The sequence below is a fragment of the Mycobacterium sp. SMC-14 genome (genome assembly GCF_046250075.1).
GTDB lineage: Bacteria > Actinomycetota > Actinomycetes > Mycobacteriales > Mycobacteriaceae > Mycobacterium.
The window spans coordinates 3,283,546-3,300,405 of sequence record NZ_CP176429.1 but is presented as its reverse complement, the minus strand read 5'-3'; the positions used below and the strand labels follow the sequence as shown (position 1 = coordinate 3,300,405).

Sequence of the window (16,860 nt, the reverse complement as noted above, 5' to 3'; positions counted from 1 at the left end):
TGACCTAACCGGCCGCTGCTGCGTTGGCAGCCTCGGTGGCGGCGTACGCGTTGGCTCCGCTGCTCAGGGCGTTCACGAACATCTCGTGGACGGCCACGGCCTGCGCGCTCACGGTTTGGTAGGCCTGGGCGTGGGCGGCGAACTGGGCAGCGGTCAGCGCGGATACCTCGTCGGCGGCGGCCGGCACCACGCTGGTGGTGGGTGCCGCGGCCGCGGCACTGTGCGCGGCCATCGACGAACCGATGGTTCGCAGGTTGGCGACGGCGGCCAGCAACGCTTCGGGCTGCGTTGTGACGAACGACATGAAGGCTCCTCGTAGAAGACTTATTCAGTTCCGCGATCGCTACATTGCGGATCGCGTACGCCCTTGAGCGCAGACCCGACGCTATGCGATCTGACGCCCGACACACAGCCGTGAAGGGGACTTTTCGGAGACTGTCAGCAGTTGTTCATTGACAGTTGGAAAAGGCACCCGAAACATTCACCGAGCAGCCCTCTGGCGTTGGTTTGCCTTTACCTTTTGTTCACTTTGTCGACGCGGCGTCAGCTAACAGATGCAGGGTGGATTCACGCCCCGGCGCGCTGGCAGGAGCGCTTCCTCGCCGGGCGGAGGCGACCGGATTGAGCATCAACTCGTCCACCCCGAACCGGTCGGCCAGTTCCCGCAGTTGGGTGAGCGCTTCGGCCGGTGTACCGACCACGGCGCGCTCGAGTTCGCCCTGCGCGACGCGGTGCTGTTGCGGCGTGAGCGCCGCCTGCTCGGCGTCTTCGACCAGTTCCAGGCGTCCCGCCGGTTGCCCGGTCGCGGTCCTGGCCTGTAGCCGTAGGTACGGAAGGATCAAAGCCGTTGCCTCATCACGTGTTTCGGCAACCACAGTGTTGACGGTCAGGAACGCGGTCGGCTGGGCGGCAAGCTCGCTCGGGACGAACTGTGATCGGTAGCACGCCAGTGCCTCATCGGTGTGCTCGCCGAACAGGTGATGGCCGAATACGTAGGGGAGTCCCTTGGTTGCGGCGATTCGGGCGGACTGCATCGAGGAGCCCAGCACGAACACCCGCGGCCTGGTCAGCGCGTGCGGCGTCGACCGCAGGACATACGTGCGTTCTGCCAGTTGCACGGACACGCCCGCGGTGCCCAGCAGGGCGATCACGTCGGCGAGATTGTCGGGGAATTCATCGATATCGCGATCACCGCGGCCGGTCGCCCCGCGCAACACCGCTGATGCCACCGGATCGGCGCCGGCGGCGCGTCCGATGCCCAGGTCGATGCGGCCAGGATGGGCGGCCTCCAGCAGGGCGAACTGCTCGGCCACTGCCAGCGGCGCGTGATTGGGCAGCATGACCCCGCCCGAGCCCACGCGAATACGCGAGGTCGCAGCGGCGATCATCGCGGTCAGTACCGCCGGGCTGGTCGCCGCTACCGAGGGAATGTTGTGGTGCTCGGCGACCCAGTAGCGGGCGTAATCGAGGCTCTCGGCGAGTTGCGCGAGTCGCATGGTTGCCGCCAGCGCGTCTGAGGTGGACTGGTCGGTGCGGACCGGCGTGAGATCGAGGACGGAGAGGCGCACAGCGGCGATCTTGCCATCACTAGGGCGACTGTCGCCGTTCGTACACCGCGCGTTCTGATTTCGTTAACCCGGCTCGCGCACAGTTATGGGCGATGAACAGCGATACTGTGCCCCCGGAGCCGTGGGAGATCGGCCGTCCACAGCCGGTGGTGCAGCAACTGGTGGCTTGCGGGGCGCTGCGCGGAAAGGTCCTCGACCCCGGAACCGGCTCGGGTCACCACGCCATTCACTATGCGGCCCATGGCTATTCGACGACTGGACTGGATCATTCCCCGGCCGCCATCGCGGTCGCGCAACGCAACGCCGCTCAAGCCGGTGTGACCGTGGACTTCCAAGTGGCCGACGCGGTCGAACTGGTCGGGTTCGACGGCCGGTTCGACACGGTGGTCGACAGCGCGTTCTACCACCTGTTCCAGGACGACGAAGAAACCCAGTTGCGCTACGCGCGCAACCTGCACCGGGCGACCACGCCCCAAGCCAGGCTGTTCATGTTCGAAGCCGGACGCCATAACGTCAACGGTTGGCAGTTGGACGGGTTGTCGCCCGAGCGCTTCGGTCCGCTGCTCGAGTCCGCCGGGTGGCGTGTCGACCACGTCGGGACCACGACCTATCAGGGCACCTTCGCACCGAACGCCTTTACCGACATGATCGCGGTGATGGAGGCGATGGGCCGCGAGGACCTGCTGGCAGGAGTCCGCGCCCTGGCCGAGCGCTTCGCGTACCTGCAACCGCTGCTCGAAGACAACCTGGTGCACATGCCGTTCTGGGCGGTCACCGCCAGCCGGATCGATTAGCTGTCACCATGAAGGTATGTGCGGGCGTTTCGCGGTAACCACCGATCCGGCGTTGCTGGCCACGCGCATCGATGCGATCAACGAGATTCCGGCCAGCGCCGACGTTGGCCCGAACTACAACGTGGCGCCTACCGACCCAATCGCGACTCTGGTCAGCCGGCACGGCGAGCCAAATAAACCCGGCGACCAACCGACGCGGCGGCTACGGCTGATGCGCTGGGGACTGGTGCCGCCGTGGACGAAGGCCGGTCCCGACGGTGCGCCGGCGCCCGGCGGCCCGGTGATGATCAACGCTCGTGCCGACAAGGTCACCACCTCACCGGGGTACTCCGCGTCCGCGGAACGGCGGCGCTGCCTGGTGCCGATGGACGGCTACTACGAATGGCGCGCGGCGGGGGCTCAGAGCGGCCGCAAGACACCGTTCTACATCCACGGCGACGGCGCGATGCTGTTTGCGGCCGGCCTGTGGTCGGTCTGGCGACCTAACCGGCTCTCCGATGCGGTACTCAGCGTCGCGATCATCACCACCGCGGCCGTCGGTGAACTCGCCGACATTCATGACCGGATGCCTTTGCTGTTGCCCGAAAATCATTGGGACTCCTGGCTGGATCCGGACGCTGCTATCGACACCACGCTGCTGTCGCGCCCCCCGGACATGGCCGGGATTGCGGTGCGTGAGGTCTCGACGCTGGTCAACAGCGTGCGAAACAACTCACCCGAGCTGATCGCGCCGGCCGAGCCGCAACCCGAGCAGGGCTACCTGCTCTAGCCTCCGACCAGACTGCGCTTCTGGGTCGCGTACTCCTCGTCGGTGAGTATCCCCGCATTGCGCAGCTCGGCCAGCTCGCGCAGTTCGATGTCGGCGCCCATCAACAGCCCGAAAGCTGAGGGCGTGGGCAACTCCGGCAGCTCGTCGTGCGGCGGCGGTACCGGCGGCGGGGCGACGGTAGCGGCCGTCGGGATGCGCAGGCCCCGGGTGGCTCCCGCCCCGGCCCTTCCGGCTACGCCGGCTGCGGCCATCCCCACCGCGGGGATCACCGTCTCGCCGGCGGCCACGGCCGGGACGGCGGACGTCGCGGCGACCGTACCGACGGACGCCAGCGACATGCCGATCTGCGGAGCGACCACCGCCGGTGCGGCCGACGCCCAGGCCAGCGGAACCGACAGGCCGCTGATCGAGGTCGCCGAGGCCAGGTTGGCCGAGATCGGCAGCGCGCCGGCCATCGCAGCCCGCAGCAACTCCTGGCCCACCTCGGCGGCGCCCATCGCGTCGAACAGGAATGTGCCGAGCGCGTCGACACCGAACGTGCCCATCGAGTCGACAACCAGCTCGACGCCGGCGATGCCGACCTCCATCGCGGGTTCGCTGATCAACATCGCGTCGGCGCCGATGGCCTCGGCCAGGGCAGACGAGGACTCCAGCGCATGGGTGAGTCCGGTGACGACGCCCTCGCCGTGGCCCTCCGAGGTGGTGGCGGCCGCATGCATGACGGCCGCTGACTGCGCGGACGCGGCGGCGGAGTTGGTGGTGCGCGGTGGTTGCCGGAACGGGGCCAGCCTGCTGGCGGCCGCGGCACCGGCGGCGTAGCCGTACATAGCGGTGGCGTCCTGGGCCCACATCTCGTAGTAGTGGGCCTCGGTGGCCGCGATCGCGGGAGTGTTCTGGCCGAGAAAGTTGGTCGCGACCAAGGTCATCAGCAGGCTGCGGTTGGCGGCGATGACCGGCGGCGGCACGGTCATGGCGAAAGCGGACTCGTAGGCGGCGGTGGCGGAGCGGGCCGCGATGGCGGTCTCCTCGGCCTGGATCGCGGCGGTGTGCAGCCACTGGGCGTACGGTGCTGCCGCGGCGGTCATCGCCCGCGCGCTCGGGCCTGCCCAGCCGGCGCCCAGTTCGGTGAGCACCGAGGTGTAGGCCAGGCCCGCGCTGTGCAACTCGGCGCCCAGAGCGTCCCAGGACGACGCCGCGGCCAGTAAGGGGCCGGCGCCCGCGCCGGAGTACATCCGGGCGGAGTTGACTTCCGGTGGTAACAGTGCGAAATCCATGGTGCTACCGGCCGAGGAGGCGCCGCTTCTCCTGGGTGAACTCTTCGTCGGTGAGGATTCCCGCATCGCGCAGATTGGCCAGCTCGCGCAGCTCGCCGGAGATCCGCGTGATCGGTCCGTTCAACGGCCGTACCGGCTGCTTCTCCGGCTTCTCGGCTTGGTCGCGCAGCTTGACCATGGCGCGAGGCGCCCGTTTGGGGGTTGCCTTCGCATTAGTGGTGGCGCCGCGACCCCGCCCGATGCCGGCGGTGGCCCGGCCGGCCAGTCCGGCGGCGCCGATGGCGGCCAGCGGTAGCGCGCTGGCCCCGGCCGCAGCGGCTGGGAGTGCGCCCTCCGCCGCGGTCGCCAACGCGCCACCAACCTGCTGGATCACCGTGGTCGTCGGCGCCGCGGTCGCCCAGGACTGCGGCACCGACAGGCCGCTGAGGGTGGCTGCCTCGCCCACCTCCGCGGTCACCGGCGTGACCGCACTGGCCAGGGCCATCTCCGGCAGAAGTTCGCTCTCGATCTCGCCGACGCCGATCAGGTCGATACCGAAGGTGCCGGCCGCGTCCACGCCGAAGGTGCCGGCCGAGTCGATGACAAACGTGCCGAACAGGCTGGAGGCCAGCGCCAGGTAGGACGCCGCCAACCCGGGTTCCATCGCCGCCGCCGAACCGATCGAACTCGTCAGCGCCGCATTCGATCCCGCCGCCGCCGACCCCGGCGCGCTGAGGCCCTGCAGGGCTTGAGTGATCGCGGACACCGCGGTATCGGCGTGGCTGCCTGCCGCGGTGGCGGTGGACTGGCCGACCGCGCCGGCCTGATTCGCCGCCCCGCCGGGGTTGGTGGTGCGCGGGGGCGGGGTGAACGGGACCAGCCTGGTGGCGGTGGCGGAACTGGTGGCGTAGCCGTACATGGCGCTGGCGTCCTGGGCCCACATCTCGTAGTACTGGGCGTCGGTGGCCGCGATGGCAGCAGTGTTCTGCCCCAGGTAGTTGGAGGCCAGCAGGGACATCATCTGGGTGCGGTTGGTGGTGACTACCGGGGGAGGGACGGTCATGGCGAACGCCGCGTCGTAGGCGGCGGCCGCGGACCGGGCCGCCGAAGCGGTGTGTTCGGCCTGGGTGGCAGTGGCGTGCATCCACTGGGCGTACGGTGCCGCGGCTGCGGCCATCGCGGTGGCGCTGGGGCCGGCCCATTCGGCGGTCAACTCGTCGATCATCGAGTCGTACGCCAGGCCCACGCTGTTCAGTTCGGCGGCCAGCGCGCTCCAGGCGGAGGCGGCGGCCAGCAACGGCTGTGCGCCCGCCCCCGAATACATCCGCATCGAATTGACCTCTGGCGGCAGCGTTGCGAAATCCATTGTCAGACAGTCCCGTTGGTAGTAGGCGTCATCGTGTCTCCTGAATTTCCCCGGTTCGCGCCGGTGCGAAGGGCGCCGGGCGCACTCGGTCACCGTGACCGTAGCGAGCCAACTTGAAGTGAACCTGAAGAACGCGATGGCGGGCGAAAGCCGCGCCGCTGGGATCTCCCCATCGCGGCGTGACGGTGTTATCAATGGACCATGGCCGATTCCCGGTCCGCCGACCGTCGCGGCGGCACCCCCTTCAGTGTGGGGACGCCGCGGGTGCTGGTTGTGGAGGACTCCGAGACCATTCGCGAGATGGTCAGCGAGGCGCTGGCCGATGCCGGCTACCTCACCGACACCCAGCCTGACGGGCACGGTCTGGAGGAGGTGCTCGACGGCTTCCGGCCGGATCTGGTGGTACTGGACGTCATGCTGCCGGGACGCGACGGCTTCGCGCTGATGGATGTGATCCTGCGCTGGGGCGAGGTGGGGGTGGTGTTGCTCACCGCGCGCGACGGCTTACCCGACCGGCTTCGCGGTCTTGATGGCGGCGCCGACGACTACGTGGTCAAGCCGTTCGAGCTGGCCGAACTGGTGTCGCGCGTCGGTGCGGTTCTACGCCGGCGGGGACGGCTGCCGGCGGCCGTGCAGTTCGGGGATCTGATGGTCGATGTCGACGCCGGAGTGGCCGCCCGTTCGGGCACCCCGCTGGGCTTGACCGCCACCGAGCTTCGGGTACTGGTCTACCTCGTGGAACAACGTGGCCGCATCGTCAGCAGTGCGCAGATCCTCAACGCGGTGTGGGGTTATGAGGCCTACGATCCCAACCTGGTGCAGGTCCACATCAGCGGGCTGAGGCAGAAGCTCGAGGCACACGGACCGCGGATCCTGCATACGGTGCGCGGGATCGGTTACCGGCTCGAGCTTTCGGCTTCATGACAGCCACCCCCTCGCTGCGGCGCCGGCTGACCGTGATGGTGCTGGCGTTGCTGGTCATGCTGATGCTGGCCATGGGGTTGGTGATCAATGCCACGTTGACCGCGCTGGCAACGCGCAGCGTGCACGAACGACTCGCGGCGGCCACAGCGCGGGCGGATTCCTTGGTGGCGCTGGGGATCTCGGCTGAGCAGATGTCGGAACAACTCAACGGCGGCATCATCGCCGCGCTGGTCGTCACTGCCGACGGCACCAGCTACGGCGACCCGGCGATCGAACCCGACGCGACCACCGGGTCCAAGATTCCGGCCCCGCCGCTGGAGCCCGATGACACCGCGACGGTCCTGGTGCATCCATTGGCCAACGGCAACCGGGTGATCCTGGTCGCAGACACCACCGAGTCCGACGAGACATTGCGCAGACTGCGGCGCTTGATGATCGAGGCCGGCGTGGGGACTCTGCTGCTCGCGTCGACTCTGCTGGCCGGTGCGAGTCGTGCCCTGCTCGCGCCGCTGGACCGTCTCACCGACCTCGCCCGCGACATCACCACCGGGGACCGGGGCCGGCGACTGCGCCCCGACCGCCCCAAGACCGAACTTGGCCGGGCGGCAGAAGCTTTCGATGACATGCTCGATGAGTTGGAGGACTCCGAGAAGCGAGCGCAGCGCGCCGCGCAAGGGGCGCAGCGCGCCGAGGCCGCGGTCCGGCGTTTTCTCGCCGACGCCGCTCATGAGCTGCGCACCCCGATAGCGGGAATGCAGGCCGCCGCCGAGCAGATTGCCGGAAACGTCAGCGCGCAGGTCGGCCCGTCGATCGGCGAAGAGGCGATCGAACCCGAAGTGCTGCGCCAACATCGTCGCGCCAGCCTGCTGTTGACCGAAGCCCGGCGGGCCACTCGTCTGGTCACCGACATGCTGGATCTGAGCTATATCGATGCGGGATTGCCCCTGGAGCTCAAGGAGGCCGACCTGGTCGGCATCGTCGATACCCAACTGGATCGGGCAGCGCTGCTTGCCCCGCAACTGCGGATCGGGCGCACGGGCCTGGACTCCGTAGCAGTCCGGGTCGACCCCACTCGGGTGGCGCAGATTCTGTCCAACCTGCTCGACAACGCGCGCCGTTACACCCCGCCAGGCGGGCAGATCAACATCGACGTCGGTCAACTCGGCGGTGCTGTCGCCGTGGTCGTCACCGACACCGGCATCGGTGTTCGTAGCGAGGACGCCGAGCGGATCTTCGATCGGCTGGTGCGCCTGGACAGCGCCCGCGGCCGCGACCACGGTGGTGCTGGACTGGGGCTGCCGATCGCTCGGGCGCTGGCCGTCGCGCACGGCGGGACGCTGACCTGCATTCCCCACGACGGGGGCGCCTGCTTCCGGCTGGTCATCCCGGGGCGGCCGCAAAGCGAGCCGTTGCCGCCCGGCGCCCCGCCGGGGGTCGCGCCGCGGGACGTCGGTTAGCGGCGGCGCAGCAATGGCTGGGTGCTGCACCGGAATGCGCCGCCCAGCGATCGGCTGATTCCGAACTCGACATACTCGACGGTGATCCCACGGTGTTCCAGTTGCTCACCGAGCCAACCGAAGACCGGATCGGTGACATAGACGTCGGGGGAGATCGGCAAACCGTTGGTGGCCAGATCCTTGGTCTGCGACAGCGAAACCGGAATCCGCTCCCAGGATTTCAGCGCGGCCGGGACCCCGTCGAGCAACGCCTCTTCGCAGACGACCAGCAACCCGTCGCGAATCAAACCGAGCGCGCAATCCAAGTGCAAGATGTCGGGGGCCAAACGAATGACCTCAACGGTGTAGCCCCGCGGGGCGAGCAGCTTGGCCAGCCAGCGCGCTCCGAGCTCATTCGACGCCAGCCCTGATGTCCCCACGAACACATGCTTGTCGAGCACCAGCACGTCGCCGCCCTCCAGGAACGGCCCGGGCCAAAGCGTCGCGTCGTCGTCGGCGGCGATCTCGGGAGCCGGTACGGCGACATAGTCACACAGCGTCGGATAAACCCGCTTGAGCAGGATGTCGCGGACCGGCAAGACCTCCCGGCGGCGGTGCCGAAACCGAAGTGATCCCTCGATCACGACGTCTCCGATGGTGAAAAACGGGTCGCGCACAAAGAAATTGGCGTATCCGTCGGATCCGGCCGCGGCCTTCTCGGCCGCGGTCAACATCCGCGGACGTAGTACTTCGACACCGTATCGGAGCAGCACCGCCTCGAAGTTGCGCCGTTCCCGCAGCCACAACTGCTGCCGCCTGGGGAAAGCTGCGCCGAAATCCTGTCCGGCGGAGATCGTTTCGTTCGATCCCGCGGGAAGAAAGGCCAGTTCGACGTCCGGGATGTCTTGCGGCAGGGCTAGTTCGGACTGGGCGAGCACCACGGTGCGCAGCGGCGCGAACTCGCTTTCGACGAAGACCTCGGTCACGGTCGGCTCATCGGGCGGCGCTAAGGCTGCACGTACCCAGGTGGGTTGACGGTGTCGACCCACAGGTCCACGCCCAGGTCACTACCGGGCACGCAGTCATAGACCGACAGGTCGGTGACGCCGGAATCCAGCAGCACGTCTTCGCACAACAGCGAGTTGCCGGTGTAGGAGGTGGCAGGCTTGGTCACGATGGCGTAGGCGGCATCGGCATAGACGTCGGGCGTGCGGGCTCGCGCCATCGCTTCGTCGCCGCCGAGCAGGTTCTGCACCGCGGCGGTCGCGATCAGGGTGCGCGGCCACAGCGTGTTGGACGCGATCCCGTGCGAGCGCAGCTCTTCGGCCATACCCAGCGCGCACAGGGTCATCCCGAATTTGGCCATCATGTACGCGGTGGGCTTGAGCCATTGGGGCTCCAGCCGGATCGGCGGGGACAGCGTCAGGATGTGCGGGTTCTCGCGGCCGATCATGTGCGGAATGCAGGCCTGCGACACCGCGTAGGTACCGCGCACCTCGATGCCGTTCATCAGGTCGAAGCGCTTGAGCGGTACTTCGAGGATCGAACCGAGGTTGATCGCCGAGGCGTTGTTCACGCAGATGTCGATGCCGCCGAACCGCTCGACCGTCGCGGCCACCGCGCCTGCCACGGAGTCTCCGTCACGGATATCACCGACGATCGGCAGCGCCTGTCCGCCGGCCTCTTCGATCTCGGCGGCCGCGGTGTAGATGGTGCCGTCGAGTTTCGGATGGGGTTCGGCGGTCTTGGCGATCAGCGCGATGTTGGCGCCGTCGGCCGCGGCTCGCTTGGCGATCGCCAGCCCGATGCCGCGGCTGGCACCCGAAATGAACATGGTTTTCCCGGAGAGCGGGCCTGTGTTGGGCATGGCTGTCAGCCTATGCCGCGGGGGCCTGCTGCGGGTGGCCGGCGTTCAACGCCGGACCGTTTGCGTTGACCCGGCACTTTCACGTCTGACAACCGGCTTACGACGTAAACTGAGGCACCAATCGTCGCCGACATGCAGACCGGGTGATCTTCGTGTCGGAGCACTGAGAAGGGGTGGTCTGGTGGATGCCGGGGTGGACGCTGCGGCCACGGGCGACGGCCTGCGCTCGTCGCCGCAGTTGAGCCGTGACGGGATCCTGGAAATGGCCATCGACTTCATTGACCGCCAGGGCCTGTCGAAATTGACGATGCGCGCCTTGGGTGCGGCCTGCGGCGTCGAGGCGATGGCGCTCTACCGCTACGTGCACGGCCGCGGCGACCTGCTCAGCGGCGTGGTCGACCACATCATCGATCGGCTCTACGCCGATCAACTCGCGGCGCGGCGCCAGGAAGACGGCTGGCAGGACTACCTCATGCGGCTGGCTCACGGCGTACGACAGATCGCCCTCGATCATCCGGAGGTCTTTCCGCTGGTCGCCACCCAAGCGCCGGAGGCGCCGTGGGTTCGGCCCCCGCTGCGCAGCCTGCGCTGGATGGAGAGTTTCCTCGACACGCTGATCTCGTACGGATTCGACGACGGCGCCGCGGTGGCGGCCTACCGCTCCTACACCACATTCTTGATCGGTCACCTGCTGTTGGAAGTGTCCGCGCGCGGCGCCGCGCTGCACCCCGACGAGGTCCTGCTCGACGACGGTGGCGAGCGGCCCGGGCGCAACCTGACCGACTACCCGCACCTGCGGCGCCTGCAGCCGATGTTGTCACAGGATCGCAGCACCGCCGAGTTCGAAGAGGCGCTGGAAGCCATGCTGGATCGACTGGAACTGCTGCTCGCCCAACGCTGAGGCAGTCCTTCTGAGGTTTACGTTGTAAACATCGGGGTATGTCTCGTGGTGCAACGTCACACGAGGGAGGAGCTGCACGATGGGACTGGCAGACAAGGCCAAGAACGCCGCACAGGACGTCGCGGGCAAGGCCAAGGAAGCCGCCGGCAAGGTCACCGGCGATGACGGCCTCAGGAACGAGGGCAAGGCCGACCAGGGGAAGTCCAGCCTGAAGAAGGCCGGCGAGAACATCAAGGACGCCTTCAAGGACTGACGAGCGCAAACGCCGCCCCGTGTGCTGACTACTACGGCGCGCGGGGCGGCGGCGCATTCGTGGGGCGGCAGCGGCTGCGAGGGTTCGAAAACGTGGCCCCAGAAGTCTGTACGGCCCGGTTTACAACGTAAACAAACCGGCGTAGCTTCAATCTCATGCTGTCCGGTTTACGGCGTAAACTCACCCGCTGCGCGGTTTGGCGCCGCACCCTGACCGGCTCGGAGCGGGCGGAAGTAGCCGGAGCCACCGCGTTGGTGGCCGGCGGCTTTGGCGGGGATGAGCCGTTCGTCGCCCAGGGGAGCCCCGCGGAAGACGAGTTGCACGTCCTGTTGGAGCGTCGCGGCTCAGCGCTGCTGGTCCGTGCGGGTGGCAGCATCGACGCGTCCAACGTCGTCGTCTGGCGTCGCCTGGTCGGCGAGGCGGCCGAGGTCGCGACAGCGCCCGGTCCGTTGATCATCGATACCAGTGGACTGGAGTTCATGGGAATCTGCGCCTTCGCGGTGCTGGTCGAGGCATCGGTCAGCTGTCGCCGGCGCGGTATCAGACTTTGCCTGGTCAGTGACCAGCAGATCGCCGCCCGGGTGGTGGCCGCCGCGGGCATCGATGCCGCGTTGTCGTTCGCTGCGACCGTCGACGACGTCCTCGACGACGCCCGACGCGACGAACCCGGTTCGGTCTTGGACACCTGAACGGCTGACTGCCCGGTCAGGGGGCCTGAATGTCGGCGGTGACCGCACCGGTCAACCGGATCAGGTCCGCGGGCGCCACCGCTACGTCCCAGCCCCGTTGGCCCGCGCTGCACAGCACCCGGTCGAAATCCAGCGCCGAGGCGTCCACCGCCGTCGGCAGTGCCTTGCGCTGCCCGAACGGCGAGATCCCGCCCAGTACATAACCGGTCGCGCGTTGTGCCGCCGCCGGGTCGGCCATGGCGGTCTTGGGCACCCCGAGCGCGGCGGCGACTGCCTTCAGTGACAGCTTCGCCGGGACCGGTAGCACCGCCACCGCCAGACCGCGCGGGACGGTGATGACCAGCGTCTTGAAGATCTGCTCGGGCCGCACACCGTCCGGCCCCTCGGCCGCGAGCTGCTCGACGGCTTCGGCGCCGAAGGCGTGCTGGTCCGGCTCGTGCCGGTAGCGCAGCACCTCGTGGGGCACCTGCGCGGCGATCAGGGCCGCGATAGCTCGGGTTGCCGCGCGACTCACCGCGCCAGGATACGGGCCGGAAATAGCGCCATGGCCGACGCTGTTGAGTAAGGCAGTTCGTGTGGTCGCTGCGCCAAGCCGTCGATCACGGCCCTAGGATCGGAAAGGAGTCGCCGATGTCAACGGCGAGCGGTCTGCTGGAACGCGAGCTATCGGCTGGGCCGGTTGCGGGCAGCGCGACAGAAGGGACATCGGCGATCGAGATGGCTGACGGCGAGAGTGCGTCCGGTACCGGAACCGAGGCTTCGACCGAAGCCAAGGCCCCGGTGCGTTCCGATGAGACCGACGAGCAGCTGACCGCTCGGTTCGAACGCGACGCGATCCCCATGCTCGATCAGCTCTATGGCGGTGCGTTGCGCATGACGCGCAATCCTGCCGATGCCGAGGACCTGCTGCAGGAGACCATGGTCAAGGCCTATGCCGGGTTCCGCTCGTTTCGGGAGGGCACCAACCTCAAGGCGTGGCTGTACCGCATCCTGACCAACACCTACATCAACAGCTACCGCAAGAAGCAACGCACGCCTGCCGAGTACCCGACTGACGAGATCACCGACTGGCAGCTGGCGGCCACCGCCGAACATTCGTCGACGGGGCTGCGCTCGGCGGAGGTGGAGGCCTTGGAGTCGCTGCCCGACACCGAGATCAAAGAGGCGCTGCAGCAGCTTCCCGAAGAGTTCCGGATGGCGGTGTACTACGCCGACGTCGAAGGGTTCCCCTACAAGGAGATCGCCGAGATCATGGATACGCCGATCGGCACGGTGATGTCGCGCCTGCACCGCGGTAGACGACAGTTGCGCGGTCTGTTGGCCGATGTCGCCCGCGACCGTGGATTCATTCGCGACGGCCAGGCTCCCGAGGAGGTGTCGTCGTGACCGAACGCTCGCGAGACTGCAACACCTCGCCGGCCGGCGGCGGGTCCGACGCCGACTGTTCGGAGGTGATCGCCGAAGTATGGACGCTGCTGGACGGCGAGTGCACGGCCGAGACCAAGGCCAAACTGCGTCAGCATCTCGAGGAATGCCCGGGCTGTCTGCGGCACTACGGGGTCGAGGAACGGATCAAGACCTTGATCGCCAGCAAATGCAGTGGTGACAAAGCTCCGCGGCGGCTCTATGAGCGGGTGCGGCTGGAGATCAGTCGGACCACGATCATCCACCGCGAAGGCTAAGGCGATCGCAAGCGCGGCGGAGCCGGGCGAAGCGGGTCGCCGTCACGGCCCAGATCTAGAAGACCCAGACTTGGGCGCTAACCGAAGCAAGCCCGGCCTGCGGCCGGGCTTGCGATCAGCTGTGCTGGCGACGCTGACCCGCTGCGCCCGGCCTGCGGCCGCGCTTGCGATCAGCGAGCTGAACCTACGCTCTAGGCGTTGGGTCGCTTGCCGTGGTTGGCTTTGCTGTGCTTGCGATCGCGCTTCTTGCGGCCACGTTTTGCCATGATTGGCCCTCCTAGCAGGTATACCGGCTGACCAGTCTCTCATGCCGCCGGGTGTGATGCGGTGGCGGGGCCTCCAGTCGGCCCCGCCACCGCAGCCACCGCGCCTGTGTTCGCCTCAGTGAAAGGTCCGCGCACCCGCCAGGGTCTGCGGCACGAGTGCCGGCGGGGTCGCCGGGGCCGGCGGGGTTTCGAGCGCGGGCCCCGCGGACATGGGCGCACCGGGCGGCGTCAGCGAGCTGACGTCGGTCGGCATGATCGAACCCACCCCGGGCACTACCTTGTTGAGCATGCCGTTGAGCACCTGCAGGAAGGAGTTCGCGGCGTTCACACCGGCCGCGGAGCTTCCGGCGGCAGGTCCTGGCATGCCGAGCGGGCTGGGGGCGCCCACGGGGGCCGGGGTGCCGAGCGGGGCCGGAATCGGCATGGGGTCATCGACCAGCGTCGGGGCAGCTTTGGCGGATGCAACGCCGAATCCGAGCGTGGCCAGCGTCATCGCGCCGGCGCAGACCAACGTCAGCCGGACTCGTGGCTGGGCAAAACGGTTTACAGACAACGCGCTACTCCTCAAGTTCGATCTCGACTTGTGCCGCGTCACGGCGATTTCGTCACGCGTTCAAAACACTCGAGTAACGGTGCTATGCAATTGTCACAGGAGAAACACGACACGATCACGGATCGAACTCTCTACGTCCTCTTATTTATCTTGGAGTTCGCTTACCCGAGCGCCCTGCCCGACGGGCTGAGGCGGTTGTGGTTCGATAGGGCCTAGCTTTTTGGATGTACGTAATCGTCGACTGGGTGATGAACGAGGTGAAGATGGCCGAGGACGTTCGCGCGGAGATCGTGGCCAGCGTGCTCGAAGTCGTGGTCCGCGAGGGCGACGAGATCAACGAGGGCGACACCGTGGTGCTGCTGGAGTCGATGAAGATGGAGATCCCGGTGCTGGCCGAGACCGCGGGCACCGTCAGCAAGGTAGCCGTGCAGGTCGGCGACGTGATCCAGGCCGGCGATCTCATCGCCGTGATCAGCTGATCGCAGCCGGTGTGAACGGCGCAACCTAGCCGATGTCCACACTCGGTGACCTGCTCGCCGAACACACCGTTTTGCCCGGCAGTGCGGTGGACCACCTGCATGCCGTGGTCGGGGAGTGGCAACTGCTGGCGGACCTGTCGTTCGCCGACTACCTGATGTGGGTTCGTCGTGACCCCGATGCCGACGGCGCATTGGTCTGCGTGGCGCAATGTCGGCCAAATACCGCGCCCACGGTGCTGCTCAGTGACGCCGTCGGCACCGTCGTGGTTCCGGAATGGATGCCGCTGGCGGTCGCGGCGTTCGATTCCGGGACGATTTGGCGTGAAGGCTCGGAAGGCTCTGCCGGACAACGCAATATGGAAGCCGTGCCGGTCCGGCACGGCGGCCGTATCGTGGCCGTGCTCACCCACCAGACCGCATTGACGGGTGGGCGCGAATCCAGCCGGTTGGAAGCGGCCTACCTGGACTGCGCGGCAGACCTGGTGCACATGCTCTCCGAGGGCACCTTCCCCGACGTCGGCGACATCGCGGTGTCACGCTCGAGTCCGCGGGTGGGCGATGGCTTCATCCGGTTGGCCGTCGACGGCACGGTCCGCTACGCCAGCCCGAACGCGGTGTCGGCCTACCACCGCATGGGGCTGGCCGCCGAGCTGGCCGGTCACGACCTGGTCGCGATCACCCGGCCGCTGATCTCGGACCCGTTCGAGGCGCACGAGCTGGCCGAACATGTGCGTGAGTCACTGTCGGGCGGATCGAGCATGCGGTTCGAGGTCGACGCGGCCGGGGCGGTGGTGCTGCTGCGTACCCTGCCGCTGATCGTGCATGGCCAGCCGGCGGGGGCGGCGGTGCTGGTTCGCGACGTCACCGAGGTGAAGCGCCGCGATCGCGCGCTGCTCTCGAAGGACGCGACCATTCGGGAGATTCATCATCGGGTGAAGAACAATCTGCAGACCGTGGCGGCGCTGCTGCGCCTGCAGGCCCGCCGCACCGCCAGCACCGAAGGCCGCGAGGCGCTGCTGGAGTCGGTGCGTCGGGTGTCGTCGATCGCATTGGTCCACGAAGCGTTGTCGATGTCGGTCGACGAGGTGGTGAACCTCGACAAGGTGATCGACCGGATCCTGCCGATGATGAACGACGTTGCCAGCGTGGATATCCCGATCCACGTCGCCCGGATCGGATCGATCGGCTCGCTGGACGCCGACCGGGCCACCGCGTTGATCATGGTGATCACCGAACTGGTGCAGAACGCGATCGAGCACGCCTTTGAGGCAGAGGCGGACCGCCGTGCTGTGACCATTCGAGCCGAGCGCTCGGCTCGTTGGCTCGACGTCGTGGTTCACGACGACGGTCACGGCCTGCCCGAGGGGTTCCGGCTGGAAACCTCCGACCGGCTCGGGCTGCAGATCGTCAACACACTGGTGTCAGCGGAGCTCAACGGCTCGCTGACCGCTCGAGACGCGCCGGGCGGGGGGACCGAGATGGTGCTGCGCATTCCGGTCGGGGGTCGCCGCCTGCGTCAGGCGTTGTGAAACCGGGCCCGACACAAAACGACGCGGCCCCGACCAAGTCGGGGCCGCGTCGTTGTCTGTCTGAGGGTCAGACCCCGCTGCGCGCCCGGGTACGGGCGTTGCGGCGCTTGAGCGCACGACGCTCGTCCTCGCTCATGCCGCCCCACACGCCGGCGTCCTGGCCGGTCTCCAGCGCCCAGGTCAGGCACTCGGTGACCACCGAGCAACGGGTGCAGACCTGCTTAGCGGAAGCAATCTGAGCGAGAGCCGGCCCGCTGTTTCCCACCGGGAAGAACAGCTCCGGGTCCTCGTCGCGACAGACCGCCTTGTGGCGCCAATCCATAGGTCTCCAACTCCTTACTTTGGGCGCAGCGGGGTGCGCTAGTGCTTTTCGGCTGTTATAAGCGGCGCAAGAAATGATTACGGCTTGCTCCGATCGCTCGATCGTGTCACAGCCTGGACAGATGTCAAGGGTGCGCTTTATCACGTGGCCTAGGTCACGTTTGCGAGGGGCTGCTCCCAGCGTGCCCTTGCGGGTGTACTACAGTGGGC

The 16,860-nt window shown here is 67.7% G+C and carries 21 protein-coding genes; 11 read left to right on the top strand and 10 right to left on the bottom strand.

Annotated elements, in window-relative coordinates; genetic code table 11:
* Positions 1–4: 4 nt before the first annotated feature.
* Together ACKY0W_RS15645 and ACKY0W_RS15640 are read right to left on the bottom strand one after the other, a co-directional pair.
* Positions 5–304, bottom strand: a complete 300-nt coding sequence (locus ACKY0W_RS15645) for a PE family protein (RefSeq protein ID WP_406758157.1) — start codon at positions 302–304, stop codon at positions 5–7.
* A gap of 220 nt (positions 305–524) precedes the next feature.
* A complete protein-coding gene (locus ACKY0W_RS15640; RefSeq protein WP_409434810.1) occupies positions 525–1,568 on the bottom strand; it encodes an LLM class flavin-dependent oxidoreductase in 1,044 nt (347 codons plus the stop codon).
* 92 nt (positions 1,569–1,660) lie between these two features.
* Between ACKY0W_RS15640 and ACKY0W_RS15635 the strand changes: the two genes are divergently transcribed.
* Both ACKY0W_RS15635 and ACKY0W_RS15630 read left to right on the top strand, forming a co-directional pair.
* Positions 1,661–2,362 (top strand): class I SAM-dependent methyltransferase, encoded by a 702-nt coding sequence (locus tag ACKY0W_RS15635; RefSeq protein WP_409434809.1) that lies wholly within the window; start codon positions 1,661–1,663, stop codon positions 2,360–2,362.
* Positions 2,363–2,378: 16 nt separating this feature from the next.
* A complete protein-coding gene (locus ACKY0W_RS15630) occupies positions 2,379–3,131 on the top strand; it encodes an SOS response-associated peptidase (RefSeq protein WP_409434808.1) in 753 nt (250 codons plus the stop codon).
* Here the strand turns inward: ACKY0W_RS15630 and ACKY0W_RS15625 are convergent.
* Positions 3,128–4,405 (bottom strand): PPE family protein, SVP subgroup, encoded by a 1,278-nt coding sequence (locus ACKY0W_RS15625; protein WP_409434807.1) that lies wholly within the window; start codon positions 4,403–4,405, stop codon positions 3,128–3,130. The genes ACKY0W_RS15630 and ACKY0W_RS15625 overlap by 4 nt on opposite strands.
* Positions 4,406–4,409: 4 nt before the next feature.
* Positions 4,410–5,750, bottom strand: coding sequence for a PPE family protein, SVP subgroup (locus ACKY0W_RS15620; RefSeq protein ID WP_409434806.1), 1,341 nt, complete (start codon positions 5,748–5,750; stop codon positions 4,410–4,412).
* A gap of 201 nt (positions 5,751–5,951) precedes the next feature.
* Here ACKY0W_RS15620 and ACKY0W_RS15615 point away from each other — a divergent pair, with 201 nt between their 5' ends.
* Positions 5,952–6,674 carry a response regulator transcription factor gene (locus ACKY0W_RS15615; RefSeq protein ID WP_409434805.1) on the top strand — a complete coding sequence of 241 codons (723 nt, stop codon included), beginning with the start codon at positions 5,952–5,954 and terminating at the stop codon, positions 6,672–6,674.
* A complete protein-coding gene (locus ACKY0W_RS15610) occupies positions 6,671–8,131 on the top strand; it encodes a sensor histidine kinase (RefSeq protein WP_409434804.1) in 1,461 nt (486 codons plus the stop codon). The genes ACKY0W_RS15615 and ACKY0W_RS15610 overlap by 4 nt, the downstream gene beginning before the upstream one ends.
* On the opposite strand, the gene ACKY0W_RS15605 is transcribed toward ACKY0W_RS15610, so the two are convergent.
* Together ACKY0W_RS15605 and ACKY0W_RS15600 are read right to left on the bottom strand one after the other, a co-directional pair.
* Entirely contained in the window at positions 8,128–9,096 is a 969-nt protein-coding gene (locus ACKY0W_RS15605; RefSeq protein ID WP_409434803.1) for a dimethylarginine dimethylaminohydrolase family protein, read from the bottom strand. The genes ACKY0W_RS15610 and ACKY0W_RS15605 overlap by 4 nt on opposite strands.
* Positions 9,097–9,116: 20 nt before the next feature.
* On the bottom strand, positions 9,117–9,977 hold the full coding sequence (locus ACKY0W_RS15600) for an SDR family oxidoreductase (protein WP_409434802.1): 861 nt from the start codon (positions 9,975–9,977) through the stop codon (positions 9,117–9,119).
* A 262-nt stretch (positions 9,978–10,239) separates the two neighbouring features.
* Here ACKY0W_RS15600 and ACKY0W_RS15595 point away from each other — a divergent pair, with 262 nt between their 5' ends.
* The 3 genes from ACKY0W_RS15595 to ACKY0W_RS15585 all read left to right on the top strand — a co-directional run bounded on the left by ACKY0W_RS15595 (position 10,240) and on the right by ACKY0W_RS15585 (position 11,820).
* Positions 10,240–10,878 carry a TetR/AcrR family transcriptional regulator gene (locus ACKY0W_RS15595; protein WP_409437806.1) on the top strand — a complete coding sequence of 213 codons (639 nt, stop codon included), beginning with the start codon at positions 10,240–10,242 and terminating at the stop codon, positions 10,876–10,878.
* A 79-nt stretch (positions 10,879–10,957) separates the two neighbouring features.
* Positions 10,958–11,131, top strand: a complete 174-nt coding sequence (locus ACKY0W_RS15590) for a CsbD family protein (protein WP_406758167.1) — start codon at positions 10,958–10,960, stop codon at positions 11,129–11,131.
* Between the two features lie 155 nt (positions 11,132–11,286).
* Complete coding sequence (locus ACKY0W_RS15585) at positions 11,287–11,820, top strand: anti-sigma factor antagonist (protein ID WP_409434801.1); 534 nt, start codon at positions 11,287–11,289, stop codon at positions 11,818–11,820.
* A 16-nt stretch (positions 11,821–11,836) separates the two neighbouring features.
* On the opposite strand, the gene ACKY0W_RS15580 is transcribed toward ACKY0W_RS15585, so the two are convergent.
* Positions 11,837–12,334, bottom strand: a complete 498-nt coding sequence (locus ACKY0W_RS15580) for an aminoacyl-tRNA deacylase (RefSeq protein WP_409434800.1) — start codon at positions 12,332–12,334, stop codon at positions 11,837–11,839.
* Between the two features lie 203 nt (positions 12,335–12,537).
* Here ACKY0W_RS15580 and ACKY0W_RS15575 point away from each other — a divergent pair, with 203 nt between their 5' ends.
* Together ACKY0W_RS15575 and rsrA are read left to right on the top strand one after the other, a co-directional pair.
* Complete coding sequence (locus tag ACKY0W_RS15575; RefSeq protein ID WP_409437805.1) at positions 12,538–13,206, top strand: sigma-70 family RNA polymerase sigma factor; 669 nt, start codon at positions 12,538–12,540, stop codon at positions 13,204–13,206.
* Complete coding sequence (gene rsrA / locus ACKY0W_RS15570) at positions 13,203–13,502, top strand: mycothiol system anti-sigma-R factor (RefSeq protein WP_406758170.1); 300 nt, start codon at positions 13,203–13,205, stop codon at positions 13,500–13,502. Before ACKY0W_RS15575 ends, rsrA begins: the two co-directional genes overlap by 4 nt.
* Before the next feature lie 191 nt (positions 13,503–13,693).
* Here rsrA and ACKY0W_RS15565 read toward each other — a convergent pair whose 3' ends face one another.
* Both ACKY0W_RS15565 and ACKY0W_RS15560 read right to left on the bottom strand, forming a co-directional pair.
* Entirely contained in the window at positions 13,694–13,768 is a 75-nt protein-coding gene (locus tag ACKY0W_RS15565) for a 50S ribosomal protein bL37 (protein ID WP_011728008.1), read from the bottom strand.
* Between the two features lie 115 nt (positions 13,769–13,883).
* Positions 13,884–14,321, bottom strand: coding sequence for a hypothetical protein (locus ACKY0W_RS15560; RefSeq protein ID WP_409434799.1), 438 nt, complete (start codon positions 14,319–14,321; stop codon positions 13,884–13,886).
* Positions 14,322–14,584: 263 nt separating this feature from the next.
* Here ACKY0W_RS15560 and ACKY0W_RS15555 point away from each other — a divergent pair, with 263 nt between their 5' ends.
* Both ACKY0W_RS15555 and ACKY0W_RS15550 read left to right on the top strand, forming a co-directional pair.
* On the top strand, positions 14,585–14,800 hold the full coding sequence (locus ACKY0W_RS15555) for a biotin/lipoyl-binding carrier protein (protein WP_409437804.1): 216 nt from the start codon (positions 14,585–14,587) through the stop codon (positions 14,798–14,800).
* Between the two features lie 32 nt (positions 14,801–14,832).
* Positions 14,833–16,329: a sensor histidine kinase gene (locus tag ACKY0W_RS15550; protein WP_406758172.1), complete on the top strand. Its 1,497-nt coding sequence runs from the start codon at positions 14,833–14,835 to the stop codon at positions 16,327–16,329.
* 67 nt (positions 16,330–16,396) lie between these two features.
* Here the strand turns inward: ACKY0W_RS15550 and ACKY0W_RS15545 are convergent, their stop codons facing one another.
* The gene (locus tag ACKY0W_RS15545) at positions 16,397–16,651 is read right to left on the bottom strand and encodes a WhiB family transcriptional regulator (RefSeq protein ID WP_024443658.1); all 255 of its coding nucleotides are present in this window, start codon (positions 16,649–16,651) and stop codon (positions 16,397–16,399) included.
* Between the last annotated feature and the right edge of the window lie 209 nt (positions 16,652–16,860).